The 17,149-nt window shown below is 68.7% G+C and carries 7 protein-coding genes; 5 read left to right on the plus strand and 2 right to left on the minus strand.

Features of this window, described 5'->3' with window-relative positions; genetic code table 11:
* Positions 1-131: 131 nt before the first annotated feature.
* The 5 genes from ABD974_RS16625 to ABD974_RS16645 all read left to right on the plus strand — a co-directional run bounded on the left by ABD974_RS16625 (position 132) and on the right by ABD974_RS16645 (position 5,089).
* The gene (locus tag ABD974_RS16625; RefSeq protein WP_345304462.1) at positions 132-659 is read left to right on the plus strand and encodes a hypothetical protein; all 528 of its coding nucleotides are present in this window, start codon (positions 132-134) and stop codon (positions 657-659) included.
* Between the two features lie 115 nt (positions 660-774).
* A complete protein-coding gene (locus tag ABD974_RS16630) occupies positions 775-1,317 on the plus strand; it encodes a PH domain-containing protein (protein WP_345304463.1) in 543 nt (180 codons plus the stop codon).
* Between the two features lie 177 nt (positions 1,318-1,494).
* Positions 1,495-2,568: a hypothetical protein gene (locus ABD974_RS16635; protein ID WP_345304464.1), complete on the plus strand. Its 1,074-nt coding sequence runs from the start codon at positions 1,495-1,497 to the stop codon at positions 2,566-2,568.
* 25 nt (positions 2,569-2,593) lie between these two features.
* Complete coding sequence (locus ABD974_RS16640; RefSeq protein ID WP_345304465.1) at positions 2,594-3,445, plus strand: hypothetical protein; 852 nt, start codon at positions 2,594-2,596, stop codon at positions 3,443-3,445.
* 162 nt (positions 3,446-3,607) lie between these two features.
* Complete coding sequence (locus ABD974_RS16645; protein WP_345304466.1) at positions 3,608-5,089, plus strand: patatin-like phospholipase family protein; 1,482 nt, start codon at positions 3,608-3,610, stop codon at positions 5,087-5,089.
* Between the two features lie 33 nt (positions 5,090-5,122).
* Here the strand turns inward: ABD974_RS16645 and htpG are convergent, their stop codons facing one another.
* Together htpG and ABD974_RS16655 are read right to left on the minus strand one after the other, a co-directional pair.
* Complete coding sequence (gene htpG, locus ABD974_RS16650) at positions 5,123-7,081, minus strand: molecular chaperone HtpG (RefSeq protein ID WP_345304467.1); 1,959 nt, start codon at positions 7,079-7,081, stop codon at positions 5,123-5,125.
* Positions 7,082-7,218: 137 nt separating this feature from the next.
* Positions 7,219-17,076, minus strand: a complete 9,858-nt coding sequence (locus ABD974_RS16655) for a Tc toxin subunit A-related protein (protein WP_345304468.1) — start codon at positions 17,074-17,076, stop codon at positions 7,219-7,221.
* Positions 17,077-17,149: the final 73 nt, after the last annotated feature.

Genomic DNA, 17,149 nt, shown 5'->3' on the forward strand with positions numbered 1-17,149 from the left:
GGGGAGCTCCTTCGGTGGGAACTCTACTTCCAAATGGATCGAATTAACGAGGACGCTTCACTTGTTCTCTGCTTTGATTCGTGGGTGTCCTTGTTCTCTGCTTCTGACTTGCGGTCTGATCGAGGCTTTGGATGTCGATGACGCGGAATGTTCGTCTTCTGTTGGGCACGGTGTCCGCGATCGGCTTCGTCGCCGCGTTGCTGGTGCATCTTGCCGCGCTGCGCGGCGTGAATGTTGCCGCCCGGATTCCTGCGATTTGGCTGTTGCATCTGGGCATCTTCGCGATTCTCGTTCCGCTCGTTTTCCTGCTGCGGCGCGATTTCGGCGCTCGCACGTCCCTGCTGCGGATCGCGAAGGTGTTGCCGCTGCCGGCGGCGATCCTGGGGGGCGTGATGCTTGCCTATGCGATCGTCAACTTCATGTTGTTCATCCAGGCCACGGAAGGCGGCAGCCCGGTGATGCGGGACGGGGCATATTTTCTGATGGATCACGCCAGGGTCGTGCGTGAAATCACGTCGGCCGAGTACACCGCCTTCAGGGCGAACGAGGTGCGCGGGTTTTCCGGGCATTGGCTGTTTTTCTACTATGTCTCGACGATCTGTTGTTTTTTTCTGGAAACCCGGGAAGTCATCATCGTGAGCGGCGCGGCTGCGCAATGAACGCTACCAGGGGCTGGCGCGCGTCGCTCGAACTGCCGAATCGCCGTGCGGTCAGTCCATCATCGCGCTGTCCCATGGCAAAATCGTGCCTGCGCGCGTTCACCGGAAGCCGACGATGTCAGACACCAACACCCTGCGGGCCGAATTCAATCCGCTGGTCCGTCCGTACATGGTGCTGTACGTGGCCTGGATCCTGCTGCTGACGATCGTCCTGAGCCCGCTGATCGTGATCTGGGTGTTGGGTTTGGGCCAGTGGTGGGCGGGACACTATTACCGCAAGCTGCGGTGCGAGCTCGACGACCGCCACCTCAATTTCCGCAAGGGCATCCTGTTCCAGGTCGAGAAGACGATTCCGCTGGACAACATCCAGGACGTCACTTTCATCGAAGGGCCGCTGATGCGCCAGTTCAATCTGAGCATCCTGCGGATCGAAACCGCGGGGCAGAGTCCGGGGCAGGCGCACAACATGCAGCTGGTCGGCATCGTCGATGCGCATCGGGTGCGCGACGAGATCCTGCGCCGCCGCGAACTGCTGCGCAGGCAGTCGCCGGTCGCCAGCGTCGCGGAGGGCGACGACCGGCAATTGCAGGCCCTGCATGCGATCCGCGAGCGGCTGGACGAGATCGCTGTGCTGCTGCGCGATCGCGGCAACGCCTGAGCGACGTCGTCGCTCCGAAGCCGGTAGCGTTCTGTCCCGGGCCCATGCTCCCGCATTGACGGATCACGGCCATTGTCACCGGCATGCCTGGAAATGATACGAGCCTGCCACCGATCCCGACCCGGCGATCGGCCGGAAGGCGTTATGCTTCAACGACAAGGATGAAGGGGAAGATTGATGCGCAAGGTTCGCGGGATCGTGTTCGTCATGATGGATCTGCTTGCCGTCGGCCTTGCCGCAGCCCATAACATCAATCCTCTGCAAAACAAGTATGGGCAGGATTCCGGGATGCCGCTGGGCAGAGTCGCAGAGCCGGTGCACGAGGAGATCACCCAATTGGCGCGCGCCTGTATGCAGGCGCATCCCGGACCGGTGCATACGCCATTGATCTGCGCCGATGACACCGAGCGATCGATCGAGCCCAGGGGCAACAAATATGACTCCCTGGTTCGCGGCGTATGGTGGAACGACGATCCGAACCAATTGCTTTTCGCGCTGCGACAGGGCCGATTCCTGTCCTGGATGCACGATGCGCGGCTGATCGCGACCACAGGGCGGAACTGGCAAGGGAAGCCGGCGGCGATCGGGTCTGATTACTACCTCACCTATCGCAGTCACTACGGCGACCTTCAGTTCCTGCATGCCATGGCATCGGGCGATGGAGAGCCTGCAGCCACGACGCGGCATCGCGCGCTGCTCTGGGCCGAGTTCGCCTATCTGGTGGCCACCGGACGACTCGATCCGGAAACCAAGATGGACCGCATCTCGCCTGTGGAGCTGAGGGACTACTTCGAGGAGCAATCGGGCTGGACCATCAATTTCCTTTTCGCGTACCACTACCAGCTCAAGGGAGACGCGCACAAGCGGATGATGGCGGCCGGATCCTTGTTGCACATGGTGCAGGACTCTTATTCTGCCGCGCATGCACAGCGGTTCTTCGAACCGACGGCGGAATGTCCGAACGGCGGCATCGTGCAGTTCCATTCCTACACATGCCAAGACCCGAGTGCGCACAAGCGCGAGGATCTGAGGAGCGCTTGGCTGCAGCGCGGATTCACGCCGACGCAGGATCCCGTGAACGTGAGTGCCACCCTGCTCGGCTACATTCGACAGGATGCGGATTGGAACATCGTCAGGGACTACCTCGAAGGGACGGTGTTTTGTTTGGCGGAAGATGCCCGCAATGCGAGCCCGGGCGACTACGCGATGGCCGCGGAATCGGTTCGCCTGCCCGCGAAATGCAAACACTGAAGTCGTACCGGAATTCGGAGCGAACATGCGCATGACGATCCCCAGAAGCATCACCATCGCCATCGTCGCGGCGACGATGTGCATCCCGCTGTCGGCGCCGGCCGGGAGCATCCTCGGCGGATGTCGGTTCGATACGACCACCCTGCGTTTTGCCGGAACGCCGGAGGCGCAGACGGTCTGCCTGCTTCGTAAAGTGAAACCGAAGGGGAGCGGTGCCGTGGTGCAGCCCATTCCACCATGGCTGCTGGCCCGTGTTGGCAAGCCCATCGATCTGGAGGTCGTGCAGGTCCAACGGTATCTGGATCGGAACGCGATCGGCAGCGCGGACCTCGGCGGCCCTTTGGCCTCGGGAGACGCGTCGACGCGACGATATTTCGTCATTCATGACACCAGTTCGCCGGAGTTGCCGAACGCATCCGCATTCCCTGTCGAGATCGATCTGCCGGGGCACTGGACGAACCGGCTGACGGGATGGGACGGCCTGTCGAACAAGGTCAACCTCATCATCAGTCGGGACGGACGTTCGCGAACGTTCCTGGACTGGGCTGCCGATCGGCCCAGGAGCGCCACCAAGGTCGAGGTGCAGTTCAATGCTGCGCGTCGGGTTTTTGTCCATGTCGAAAATATCCAGGTCCGGATGAAACCACCGGGAAGCTGGGCTTGGCGTGCCCCCGATCCCGGTTTCGGGGCGGCTCAGACGCAACGGCTTGCGTTGGCGTATATCGTCGCGAGCCTCAGGGCCGGCCGCTGGCTGATTCCCGCGTATCACTTCAATATCGACGAGGGAATTCCCGACGGGCACGATGATCCCCAGAACGTGGATCTCGCCGATTGGGTGTCACGGGCCGAACAAATCGAACGCCAGATCCGCGAATGACGGGAAAGCCGCGGGACCCAACCCGCGCAGCCATCGATTTGCCGGAGGCGTACCGACGTTGGGAGATTCGGACCGATCGCATTCCCGCCGATCGTGTCCGCGCCTGTGATCCCCGTGACCTCCTGTGCTAGCGTTGCCCAAGTCTGCGGGGAGGAAACGCGCATGCGGCAGCACAGGTCCGGTCCGGGGCGCCTTCGGCCGTTCGCAGCGTCTCTCGCCGCGCTGTTGTTGTCCGCCTGCGCCGCTCTGCAGCCCGCGCGCAATCCGCCGGCCGCGCCCGCGGTCGATCGCGCGGCGCAGTATCGGGTGCAGAACATGGCGCGCGGCGAGGGCAATTCAGACACGCTGCTGCTGAGCCTGACCTTCTCCGGCGGCGGCATGCGTTCGGCCGCGGCCTCGTATCACCTGCTGGATGCGTTGCGGCAGCAGCCGGTGCGCATCGACGGCCGCGACACCACGTTGCTGCAGGAGGTCGATTTCATTTCCGCGATCTCCGGCGGCAGTTTCACCGCGGCCTACTACGCGCTGCATCGAGAACGTTTTTTCGAGGACTACCCGACGCGCGTGCTGCGGCGCGACCTGCAGGGCGAAGTGCTGGGCGCGGTGCTGCGGCCGCGGCGCGCGTGGGCGCTGTCGAGCCCGTTCTTCGGCCGTGGCGATCATCTGGCCGCCGTGCTCGACGACACGCTGTTCGCCGGGGCGACCTTCGCCGACATGCCGCGCGAGCGGCCGTTCGTGCGCATCGGCGCCACCGACATGCTCGACGGCCGCCGGGTGGAATTCACCCAGGAGAATTTCGACGATCTGTGCAGCGATCTCGCGCCGGTGCCGGTGGCGCGCGCGGTCGCCGCGTCGGCGGCGGTGCCCGGCATCTTCAGCCCGGTCAACGTGGCCGATTACAGCGATACCGGCCAGTGTCCCGACAGCGTCGAGCCGCGGCGCTATCGGCATCTGATCGATGGCGGGGTTGCCGACAACCTCGGCATCACCGGGCCATTGCAGGCCATCGGTCGTTACAACGGGCTGGTGAACACGCTGCGCCGCTTCGGATATCGCGGCATCCGCAGTTACGCGATCGTGGTGCTCAACGTCGAAAGCAATCCTTCCGATCCGCGGGACGGCGAGCCTCGGGTGCCGGGCCTGTGGCGCACGGTCAACGCCGCGATCAACGGCAACATGCGCATGGATTCGGAAGAACTCGCAGCCACGCTGCGCCAGCGCATCGTGCAGTGGCAGGACCAGATCGCGCGCGATCCGGATGCGGTGCGCAGCGGCGTGTTCGCGACCTCGCAGCCGCGCGTGTTCCTGATCGAGATCGGTTTCGACAAGATCGCCGATCCGGTGTTGCGGCGGCGCCTGCAGTCGATGCCCACCGCGCTGCGGCTCGGCGAGGAGGACGAGGCCCTGATCGCGCGCTTCGTCCGCGATGCGCTGCGCGAGTCGGTCGAATATCAGGCCTTCCTGCGCGCGCTGGCCGAGGAGGATGCGGCGTTCGCGGCGCGTGGCGACGTTGCGGTGCCGGTGGCGGATGCGGCGGACGAAGCGTCGCGGCGCCGCGCGCTGCAACAAGCCTATGATGCGGCGGCGGGCGCACGGCCCGCCGATGCCGCGCAGTCACCGGAGCGCGATCCCGCGCCCCGGTGAGCGCCGATCCCCGTCGGGGTCAGCGCCTCTGCCTCAGCCCACCAGCAGCCGGTTCATCCGCGCGATGAACGCCGCCGGGTCGTCCAGGGTGCCGCCTTCGGCCAGCGTCGCCTGTTCGAACAGCAGCGCGGCGTAATCGGCGACGCGGGCGTCGTCGTCCTGCGCGGCCGCGACGCGTTTCAGCAGCGCGTGTTCCGGGTTGATCTCGAGGATCGGCGCGGAGGCCGGCGCGTCCTGTCCCAGCGATTTCATCAGCTGCTGCATCTGCAGCGACATCTCGTATTCGTCCAGCACCAGGCAGGCGGCGGAATCGACCAGACGGTTGGAGACGCGCACGTCCTTCACTCGGTCGCCCAGCGCGGTCTTCAGCGTTTCCACCAGCGGCGCCGCGGCCTTCGCGGTTTCTTCCTGCTTCGCCTTGTCCTCGGCGCTGCCGAGCTTGTCGAGGTCGATCTCGCCCTTGGCCACGTTGCGCAGGCGCTTGCCGGCGTATTCGTGCAGGTAGCCCGACATCCAGTCGTCGATGCGTTCGTGCATCAGGATCACTTCGACCCCGCGCGCCTTCAGCGCTTCGAGCTTGGGATGGTTGCGCGCCGCGTTCCAGCCGTCGGCGGTGAGGTAGTAGATCTCGTCCTGCAGGCCGGTCATGCGGCCGATGTAGTCGTCGAGGCTGGCGCGCTCGTCGGCGCTTGCGCTGCGCGTGGTCGGGAAACGCAGCAGCTTGAGCACGCGTTCGCGATTGGCGCCGTCTTCCACCACGCCTTCCTTCAGGGTGGCGCCGAAGGCGTTCCAGAACGTCGTGTACTGCTCGGGCTCGTCGCGCGCGATCTTCTCCAGCTGGTCGAGCACGCGCTTGGTCAGCGCGCCCTTGATGCGTTCGACCTGGCGGCTTTCCTGCAGCAGTTCGCGGCTCACGTTCAGCGGCAGGTCGTCGGAGTCGACCACGCCGCGCACGAAGCGCAGATACGCCGGCAGCATCTGTTCGGCGGCGTCCATGATGAAGACGCGCTTCACGTACAGCTTCAGGCCCTTGCGTTCGTCGCGCCCGGCCTGGAAATCGAACGGCGCGTGCGCCGGCAGGTACAGCAGCGAGGTGAAGTTCTGGTTGCCTTCCACGCGGTTGTGGGTCCACGCCAGCGGGTCGGCGAAATCATGCGAGACGTGCTTGTAGAAGGCCTTGTAATCGTCGTCGCTCAGGTCGCTCTTCGATCGCGTCCACAGCGCCGAGGCCTGGTTGACGGTTTCGAGCGCGGGTGCCGCGGCCTCTTCGCCGTCTTCGCCGTCTTCGCCGTCATTGGCCTTCGGGGCCGGCGCGGCCATGCGGATCGGGAACGCGACGTGGTCGGAGTAGGTGCGCACCAGCGAGCGCAGCTTCCAGTCCTGCAGATAGTCGCCGGCGTCCTCGCGCAGATGCAGGCGCAGCGCGGTGCCGCGCGGCGTGTCGGCGGGCGCGGCTTCGAGGCTGAACTGGCCGTCGCCGTTCGAGCGCCAGATCCAGGCGTCATCGTGGCCGGCGCGGCGGCTGGTCACGTCGATGCGGTCGGCGACGATGAAGGCGGAATAGAAGCCGACGCCGAACTGGCCGATCAACTGCGCATCGATGCTTTCGCCGGACGCGCGCTGGCCGGCGGCGAGGCTGTCGAGGAAGCGCCGGGTGCCCGAATGCGCCACGGTGCCGAGGTTCTGCATCAGCTCCTCGCGCGACATGCCGATGCCGTTGTCGCGGATCGTCAGCGTGCGTGCGTCGGCGTCCAGCAGCAGGTCGATGGTGAGTTCGCCGCCGTCGGCCAGCAGCGCCGGCGCGGCGATGGCTTCGAAGCGCAGCTTCTCGCAGGCGTCGGAAGCGTTGGACACCAGCTCGCGCAGGAAGATGTCCTTGTTGGAATACAGCGAGTGGATGACCAGTTGCAGCACCTGCTGCACGTCGGCCTGGAAGGCGTGGGTCTCGACCTGGGCGCCGCTTTCGGGCGCGGTGGGGGTGTCGGTGCTCATCCGGTAGCTCCTGGGGATGCCGTTGAAACGAAGGGATGCGCCGGAATTGGGCGCGATCTCCGGGGTTTCAAGGGCGCGGCCCGGCGGCGGCGGCCGGGTGCGGGTGGGTCCGCGCCCGCCACCGCCGTCGTCGCCGCTCAGGGCGCCGCCGGCTGCACCGTGTAACCGACGATGAGGTAGGCGTCCTCCAGCGCGTCGGGGTCGAAGTCGGCGAAATCGCCGCCGACTTCACGGAACCGCAGCCGCCAGTCGGTTCCGGTGGCGCCCAGCACGGTCGGGCCGAATCCCACGGCGGCGCTGTCGCCGTAGCGCGACAGCGGATCGTCGGGATCGAGCGCGAGCGCCGAGGTCGCGGCGGCGGCGAGCGGCGGCGCGCCGAACTCGACCTCGAAGTCGGGTCCGGCCCCGCCCGCGGCGGGCGGGTATTCGGCCATCAGCTGCACGTTGCGCAGTTTCACCAGGCGCTCGTCGCCGCCCGGGAAGCGGCTGCGATCCAGATGCAGCAGCAGTTCCGGCACCGCGCCGGGGGCGGGGTTGCGGAAGGCGGCCCAGCTCGACGCGAAGTCGGAGGACACCCGGAACACGCGCCGCATCTCCAGCCGGCTCTGCGCCGCGACCAGCTGATTGCGCAGATGGGCGACGCTCGCGGCCTTGAACGCGCCGCCTTCCTCGCGTGCGGTGTAGCGCAGGTGCAGGATCACGTCGGCGATGCTGTCGTAATCGAAGGCGCGCAGGGTTTCGTCCTCGACCAGTTCGATCGACCAGCGGCTGATCGCGCCGGCGCCTTCGAACGGCAGGAAACGGTCGTCCTTCAGCGCCAGCTCGAACATCCCCGAGTCGTTCTGCCCGCTGCTGGTGGCGATGGCCGAGACCGGCACCTGTTCGACCCGGAAGCGCGGATCGTCCAGCGGCGTGCCGTCGGCCTGCATCCGCCGCGGATAGCCGGCGGCACCGCCCGGCAGCCGGGTGTCGACGCGGATCGCGTTGTCGAGCAGCCGCAGGGTGCAGGCGATGGTGGTGTTCGCGCCGGCGACGCAGGGAATGGAGATCGCGGCCGATTTGATCAGGCGGAAGTAGTGGCCGGGGAAGTCGAGGTCGAAGAGTTCTTCGCCGAGATCCAGTTCGCAGCGACCGGTGCGCCGCAGCTCGATCAGCGCCAGCGGCGCCGACACCGCCAGCGAGACGTGCTTGGTCAGTTCGAACTTGCGCTTGTTGGCGGCGAGATAGGCGGCGTCCAGCCTGCGCAGGTCGAGCTGCAGCCGTTCGCCCGACTGCAGGCCCTTGCGCGCGCTGTCCCAGGCGCCGAAGCCGATCAGCGACGACGTGGTCAGCCCGTGCTCGAAGCGGTAGCAGCGTTCGGCGAGTTTGGCGTGGGCGTAGGCGAGCTTGTAGCTTTCGAAGAAGGTCTTGCCGATCTCGCCCGCCATCCACGCGTACAGCTCGCGGTTGGTGTACTTCGAGCGCATGAACTCGTCGATGGCCTTCGAATTCTCGAACTGCAGATCGTGGTTGGCGAGTTCGCGCCGGGCGTTGTCCACGCGGATCCGGGCGCCGGCGATCTGCACGCCGTACTGCTCGATCTCCTTCGCGGTGGTGCCGGCCTGCATCTGCCAGTCTTCGTAGCGACGCTGGTACCCGGCCACGGTGGAGACCATGCCCGCGGTCTTGTCGACGATGCCGGCGGCCTGGGTGAGCGCCTTGGCCGCCAGTTCCAGCGCGCGCGAGAACGACATGCCGCCGGTGCTGACGGCGACGTGCGGCGAACCGCCGAAGCCGGAAGCGCCGGCGTTGAAGTTGGGAATGGCCGCGAGCACGCCGCCGAGGGTGTCGGCGACGGCGGCGCCGGCCGAAATCACCAGCGCCGCGGTGTTGAGCCCGAGCGCGACCTTCTCGCCGGTGTTCATGAATTCGCGCGAGCGGTAGTACTCGTTGCGCAGCCGCGCCATCTCGCGGGCGATCTCGAGATTGGCGACCGCGGTTTCGGCGTCGGCGATCGCCGCCGACTTGATCGCGCGCACCGCGTCGAGCTGCTTGAGTTCGTGGGTCTGCCGCAGTTGCGCCAGCGCTTCGCCATCCTTTTTCTCCAGCGCCGACAGCAGCGCGCCCGCGAAGCCCTTGAGGTCGCCGGCGAGTTCGTTCGCCTTCTGCAGATACACCTGGAAGCGATGCGGCGGCAGTGTCGCGGCGAGATCCGACAGCGAATCGCCGGCGCCGGCGCCGGCCATCATCGCCGCGATCGCGGCGGCCGGATCGATCGGCGGCGCGAACAGCGAGGTCCTGCGCGGCTGGCCGAGCAGATCGAGGCAGCTCTGGTACTTGCGGACGCGATCGTCGACCAGCTCCCACAGCGCCAGCAGCTTCTCGTTGCGCGGAATGCAGAAGTGCAGCACCGACGGCAGCGCTGGACCCGTCTGCGGCGGGCCGACCGGCGGCAGCACCGGCAGCAGGTCTTCGATCGCGACCAGCGCGTTGCCGAACGCGTCGATGTCCTGTTCCAGTTCGGCGTAGGTGCGCGTGCGCGGTTTGGCGCGCGGCGGCACCCGTTCCGGCATGTCGCCGACGAACGATTTGGCGTAGAGATACAGCGCGCCGCCCGCCATCACGCTTTCCACGTCCGGGCGCGCGAACAGTTTGTCGCCCCAGGCGACGAGGTTTTCGACGAAGCGGATGAACGCCGCCTTCTGGTAGGCGATGTCGCGCGTCGCGGCGACCAGATGCGGGTCGAAGGGATTGTCGCGCCAGGTGGCGACCTGGCGGATCAGTTCGTCGCGCGCGGCGACATCGACGCCGGGGTCGGAAGGATCGGCCGCGAGCAGACGGAGGATCTTGTCGATCCGCTGCGCGGTGTAGCCGGTGGCTTCGCGTTCGAAGAACGGGCGGGTGATCCAGAAGCGGCGCGTGTCGTTGGCGGCGAGCGGCAGCCCGGTGACCGGATCCTTGCCGTCGGCACCGGCCGGGTCGAAGATGTGGCGGAACCAGCTCATCGCTTCTTCGTGCCTGCCGGCTTTCATCAGCTGGGTGCCGACGAGGAACGGCGCGTGATAGAACAGTTCCCAGTTGTACTGCGAATACGCGCCGCGCGGGCTGAAATCGACATCTTCGACGGGGTGGTACACCGGCACGCCGTCCGCGTCGTCGCGCAGCACGACGCCGTCGACCGGGCCGTAGCGGGTATCGAAATCGAGCGCGCCGCGACCGAACTGGGTCGGCCGCGCCAGCAGTTGACCGACGCCGCCTTCGAGCAGCGCATTGCGGAAGCTGCACACGCGCGGGTGATAGAACATCGAGAAGCGCAGGCGCCGCGTCGGGTCCACCCACAGCGCGTATTCGAGAAACATCTGCACCAGCGGCTGCAGGATCGGCGGAACCTCGCCCATCCATTCGCGCCACAGGTCCAGGATCTCCGAGCCGGTGAAGATCCGTCCGTCGTCGAAGGCGGACACCGGTTCGACGAAGAAGCTCTGGCCCTTGTCGGCGAAGATCCACGGCGCGCGCGTGCCCGCCGTCAGCGAATAGCGGTCCTTGCCGTGCGCCGGCGACGGCGTGCCGAGCAGCGCCGACAGCGTCCGCAGCGACTGCAGGTAATTGAGATCGAAACTGTTGAAGTGATGCGGGAAGGTGATCTTCACCCGGTCCGGCGTGCGATCGAGGATGGATGTGCCGCCGAGATACGTGCTGGTGCCGTAGGCGATCAGTTGGTCGACGTTGTCGATCTCGACATCGCGCGCGGCCTGCAGCCCCATGTTCTGGAAGCCGACGGTCTGGATGTGCAGATACCGCGAGGCGCGCTCGGGATAACCGCGGCAGCCGAGGAATTCGTAGACGTCGCCGGTACTGGCGTAATGGCGGGCATCCATGTCCTGGAAATAGACGCGGCCGTCGGGCGCGGTGCGGCGCAGGTCGATCGGCATCCAGGCCAACGCTTCCTGCAGGCCGGGCCGGTCGGCGGCGGGCATCAGTTCGGTCGCGACTTTCCGCGGCGTCCACTTGCCGTTGCGCAGCTCGGACAGTGCGACGCCGGTGGCGATGAGCTGACGCGCGACCGGCACGGTCGCGCCGCCGCCGCCCGAGGCCGGAATCGCGATGGTCGAACCGGTCTCCGGTTTCTGTTCGCGGAATTCGGGCCAGACCAGGAAGGTGCGGCGGTCGTACATGAAGGGCACGACCGGCGCGCTCTTGAGGTCGATCTCGATCTTCGACCACGGCGTCCAGCGTTCCGACGGATGGTCGAAGCGACGGTAGAAGTACGCGTGCGGCTCCTGGCCGGCGGTGCGGCCGACGACATGGAAGGCGCCGCGGCCATAGCCGTCGCCGTCCTGCCAGTGCACGCCGGTGACGTCGAGATTGGCCACCTGGTCGAGCTTGTCGATGTAATTGAGGAAGGCGTCGCGCGCGCTGTCCTCGGTCAGCTCGCTCTGCAGCAGTTCGTCTTCGAGATCCTTGAACGCATAGGACTTGTCGCGGCGCAGTTCGGGTTCGACCCAGTTTTCGGGGAACAGGAAGACCTTGCGGTTCGCTTCCCACAGCCGGTAGGCCTTCATCCACTTCCACTGGTCCCAGCGACCATCCGCGGCCATGTGCGGCGAAACGTCGGGCTCGAAGCCCATGAAGCAGCGGTCGACGAAGGTCTGGATCGCGATCGTCGCCTGCACGATGCGCGAGGTCATCTGGCAGGCGCCCATCTTCGGATCAATCAGCAGATAGGCGAACACGTCGGTGGGTTTGCGCCAGCCGCCGGTCGGCGACGCGGGCAACCCGCCGGTGCCGGGCTCGACGTAGGTGAGGATGTAATCGCACAGCGCATCGCGGCGCAGCGTGCGCAGCGCGTCCTGCACCTGGCGCCCGGCCTCGTCGAACTGCGTGCCGAGCCGCGCGCGCATCGCCTGGCGCGCGATCGCGGCATCGTCGCCGGTGGGCGTGGCGCGGGCGAGCTTCAGCGCATCGGCGGCGGCGAGCCGGGTGCGGCGGATCAGCGTCAATGCGCCGGAGAGCCGGAGCCAGGCCTGGGCGTTGCGGAAATCCTGCGGATAGGCGAGGCCGAGGCCCGCGCCCGGGGCGGCCAGCGCGGCGACATCGGACGCGCTCCAGGCCAGCGCAGTGTCGGCGGTGGCGAACAGATCGAGTTTGCCGGCGACCGGGCCGAGCGACACGCTCGCGGCATCGGCGAGCACGCGCGCCATCAGTTCGAGCAGGCGCACCGGCTTGCGTGCGGTCCTGCGATCGAGCAGCAGCAGTTCGCCCAGGCGCACCAGCCGCGCCAGCGGCGACAGCGCCGGTGGGCCGGGCGGTGCCGGCGGCGGCGCGGCGTAGGCCAGCGGCAGCGCGGCGAAGGACAGCAGATCCGAATTGGCGGCGGCGGCGAGCGTCAGGGTCAGATCGATCTCGCGCGCGCCCATGCGGAAGGTGGCGGCGATGCGCGCCGCGCGATGGATCAGATCGACCGCCTGGAACTGCGGCGCCAGCGCGGCGGGCGCGACCGGGCCGCTGGTGTCGACGAAGCCGGCGCGATCGGTCAGAAGGGCCAGCGGGGAGCCGCCGGCGATGACGACCCGGCGCAGCAGCCGCTGCGACGATTCGCGGTCGAGTTCGGTCAGCGTCGCGATCGCGGCGATCGCGGCGTCTTCGGACGCGGCGGCGCGCGCCCGCGGCAGCAGCACGCCGAGCAGGGCGAGCAGATTGGCGCGGATCTTTGCGTCCGCGGCGGCCTCGTCGTCCGCGGCGGCGGCGAACTGCCAGGTCGCGAAGTCGGCGAGGCGCTCGGCGGCGGGGACGGGATCGGCGCGCGGCTGGTCGTACAGCGCGGTCACCGCGGCGATCCAGGCGGGATCGGCCGAGGCGGCGTTGAGCGCGGCGCGTTCGTCGGCGGTCATGATCCCGTCGAACTGCACCCGGTTGCGCGTCGCCAGCGGACGGACGCGGCGCTTCAGCGCGACCGGCAGCGCCAGACCCGCGGGCCAGGCCGACAGCGGCGCCTCGTAGCGCGTGGACACGGTGGCGATGTGCAGCCGCGGCTGCTGCGCCAGCGCATCGATCGCCGGGGCCCAGGCGGCGTTGCCGGCGACCGGGCCCACCTCCGCGGCGCTGGTGAGCAGCGCCTTCGCGGCAGGGCCCATCACGCCGGTGTAACTCAGCACCAGGCGGGCGCCGTCGACCACGGCGGTGAAGGGCAGCGCCGCGACGGCCGCGGTGAACACCCGGGCCTGCGCCGGCACCGGGCTGATCTCGACCCGGGCGACGAAGCGGTTCTCGACCACTTCGGCGATGCGCGCGGCGCGGCTCGCGTCGGGATCGAGCGGCGCCAGCGCGCCGTCGAGGCGTTCGATCAGCGACTGCCGGTCGCTGTCGGCGGCGGGCAGCGCGGTGTCGACATCGATCGCCTGCTGCGCGGCGCGCAGCGCGGCCAGCGATTCCGCGGCGGCATCGGCGGCGAGCGCGCCGGAGACATCCAGCCGCGCTTCCAGCAGGTGCATCAGCGCGGCCGCGTCGAGTTCCAGCGTGCGGCTGCGGGCGACCAGATCGAGCGTGCGGATCAGGTCGGCAGGGCTCGCGAACGGATTGCCGCCGGCCAGTCGGGCGACCGCCAGCCATTCGGCGAGCGGCAGCTCCAGCGCGCGGGCGACGCGGACGTGCCGGTAGAGCAGCGACAGATTGGCCAGCGACAGGGCCGGCCCGGCGAGCGGCAGCAGCGCGTCGAGATCGGTCGAGGCGATCTGCAGCGCCGCCACGATCGCCGGACGGTGCTGCGCGATCAGCGCCGCAGGTGCGACCGCGGTGACCGCCGAGACCGCGAATGCAGGATCGACCGGACGATGGACCAGCGGGTCGAGGAACAGGCGCCGGTACAGCGAGGGCAGCAGCGGTTCGTGCAGCGCATCGAAGCGGTCGTCGGTGGGAATCGGGCCGAACAGCGCGACCAGTTCGTCGACCGGCAGATCGCCCAGCAGCGCACGCACGCGGGTGGCATCGGCGATGGCCACGAGGTCGGCCGGGGTCGCGAGGTTCCCGCCAGCACCGAAGCGACGCACCAGCAGATCGGCGTCGGCGGTGCTGGCGCCGAGGGCGCGGGCCAGGCGCAGGAAGCGGTGCAGCCGGTCGAGATGGCCGGCGTCGAGCGTGACGATGCGCTTCTGGGCGAGATCGCAGCTGTCGTCGAGGTGCTGAATCGACAGCGCGCCGGCGGGGTTGGCGTAGGGCAGCGCGAGCAGGCGCAGCAGGTCGGCGTAGCTCAGGCCGGTCGCGGCGAGGAAGGCGGGCACCGGCGTGCAGCGCGCGACCGCCTGCGCCGCGGTGGTGGTGCCCCAATGCGGGCCGGGATTGGCGGCGGGCGTGACCAGCAGCGTCGCCAGTGCGGGGCCGATGCCCAGCCGGGCGGCCGCCAGCTCGAAGTCGGTGCCGTTGTTCGGCGCCGCCGGGCCGCGCAGTTCGCGCATCAGCGCGTCGCGTTCGATCCCGAGTTTGGACAGCGAGAGCCGGGTTTCGGCGCCGGCGAGGTCCAGCGGCAGCGTCCACGGGAAACTCTTGCCGGCCAGCGCGGCGACCGCCGGCGGGCTGGTGTATTCGGGCATCAGCGCGCGTTCGGCGGGCGTGCCGTGTGTGTTGCGCAGGACCCGCGCCTCGCCGGTCGCGGTGATGCGGACGCTGCGGTCGCCGTCGCGCAGCACCCAGCTGGTGCCGGCCTTGCGCACGCGCGCCGCGGCGCCGAGCGCGATCGGGGGAACGAACCCGGCGAAGGCCGCCACCGCCGCCGCGGGCACCGGATGGTCGTCGCTGTCCGCGGGCAGGGTCGCGCGTTCGGCGGCGGTGAGCGTGCCGACCGCGAACGCGGCGACCAGATCCTCCATCGCCTCGATCGCGAGGTCGATGTAGGGCAAGGGCGTGAAGGCATTGGCGCAGTTGAGATCGATCCAGTCGAGGTCCGGCCGGCGCGACAGCAGCACGTCGCGGGCGTCGCGACCGCCGCCCACGTCGCGGTTCGACAGGAACAGCATCAGATCGGCGAGATAGGCCGCGGGACTGAGCACCGAACTGCAGTCGGTGCAGGCGCAGTCGTTGCCGAGATTGAACAGCGCGCCCAGCTCGGGCAACGCCGAGGTGTCGGCGGCGGACAGCGCGGCCATCACCGGCATTCCGGACACTTCGGCCTCGGCGGCGAGGCCGACGGCGAGCTGCAGGCTGGCGGCGGAGGTGGCGGCGGCGCGTTCGTACGCGAGGGTGGCCGCGCGCGCGCTCATGCCGGCCTCGCGGGTGAGGATGTCGACCACCGCGTCCTGGCCGCGGCGGTAGACCGCCTGCGCCGAGCCGAGGCCGTGCTTCGACAGCGTTTTCACCGCGGCGTAGTCCGACGCCACCTTGTACAGGCGCTGCACCGGCTTCAGCGCTTCGACGGTCTTGAGCAGCTGCTTGCGTTCGGGCGCGCGCTTTTTCGCGCGCGCGGCGTAGCGGTCGAGCGACAGGGACGCGAAATCGATCGCGGGGTCCGCGTCCACGAGCGCGGCGAGCGCCTGCAGCGGCTTGGGAGATTTCCTGTCGCGCGCCAGGTCGCCGAGGAAGGCCTGGGTCGGAAACCGCGAACGGAAGCGCGCGGCGAGCAGCTCGCCGTAGCGCGCCATGTCGCCGCCGGCGGCGGCGACGTAGGCCGGCGGTTCGCGCTTGCCCGCCTTCTTCAGGAGGCCGGTCCAGGCCTTGGCGTCGTGCCGTGCGAGCACGCCGACCTGTTCGGGCGTCGCGATGTCGCCGGCGAGGCCGCCGACAAGATCGCGGTCGCCCAGGGTCGCGTCGTCGAGCGCGACCAGCGCTTCGACGCGACGCCGCAGCGCCACCGGAATGTCGGGATCCTGCTTCAAACGCGCGACCAGCCGGACGCCGGTGCCGGCGTCGAGATGGCGGTCGAGATCCTTGGCCTGCGGACCGAGCAGTTCGCGCAGCAGCGCGGGCGACAGCGCCTGGCCGGGGCGATCGGTATGGTTGCCCTCCGTGCCGTCGCGGCCGGCGAAGTCGGCGAACGCCTCGACGAAGCGTTCGATCCGCGGCGCATCCGCGTCGACGATGCCGCGCGCGACCGCGGTCGCGAGCGCGTCGCGCAGCGCGTCGCGCGAGGGTTCGCCGAAACGGCGGCGCAGGCTCGCGGCGCGCGCGTCGAGGTCGCGCAGTTCGCGGCCCTGATCGACCGCCGGTTCGGGCCAGATGCCGGAGAGGATCGCGGCGAACAGCATCGCCCGATCGAGCCCGCTGTCGCGCGACAGGCGCGCGGCGACCGCGAGCGCGGCGATCGGCGTGGCTTCGAATCCGGTTTCGCCGGCGAGGAAGCGCACATCGCGGAAGCGGTCGTTCTCGTCGAGTTCTTCCAGCGCGACCTTCTGCGCCGCGGCCAGCGGTTCGATCGCCGCCAGCAGCCGGTCGTACAGCGATGGCCCGCGCAGATCGAGGCGCACGTCGTGGACCAGATGCGGCGGCGCGTTGAAGCGGACTTCGCTTTCGTACAGCGGTTTTTCGCCGTTGGCGCCGGACACCTGCACGACGATGTCGGCATAGCCCTTCTCGGCGCGCAGGAACTGCCCGGCCTGGTAGGCCACGGCGTAGCGGCCCGAAGGATCGGTGGTCGCGCTGCCGAGCGACTGGCGGCTGCGCAGATCCTGATCGAACACTTCGACGCCGAGCCCGCCGATCGGCACACCGTCCGATCCGAGCACGCGGCCCTCGACCAGCAGCGTTTCCGATGGGCCGTCCGCGGGCCCGGCGACCAGCCCGGCGAGGGCGAGGCGACGATTGATTTCGGCGGCCGCACCGGCGCTCAGCAGCACGCGGTCGTCGATGTCGAGACCGGCGCCGCGTTCGATCGCGCGCACCGCCAGCAACGTGCCGCGTCCGGCCTTGCCCGACGAGCGCTCCTGCGCGTCGATCGCGAACCCCAGCGCGATCAGGGCCTGCTGCAGCGCCGCGATCCGGGTCGCATCCGCATGGTCGATGCTGCTCATCAACGTGATCGAAGCGGTCATGGTGCTCTCCTGCCTTGCCCTTGAATGTGGCCGCCTGTCTGCGGCGGCGTGAACGTCGCGCGGGGTCTGCCCG

It is taken from the genome of Lysobacter hankyongensis (genome assembly GCF_039543145.1).
In the GTDB taxonomy this organism is placed as follows: domain Bacteria; phylum Pseudomonadota; class Gammaproteobacteria; order Xanthomonadales; family Xanthomonadaceae; genus Lysobacter_I; species Lysobacter_I hankyongensis.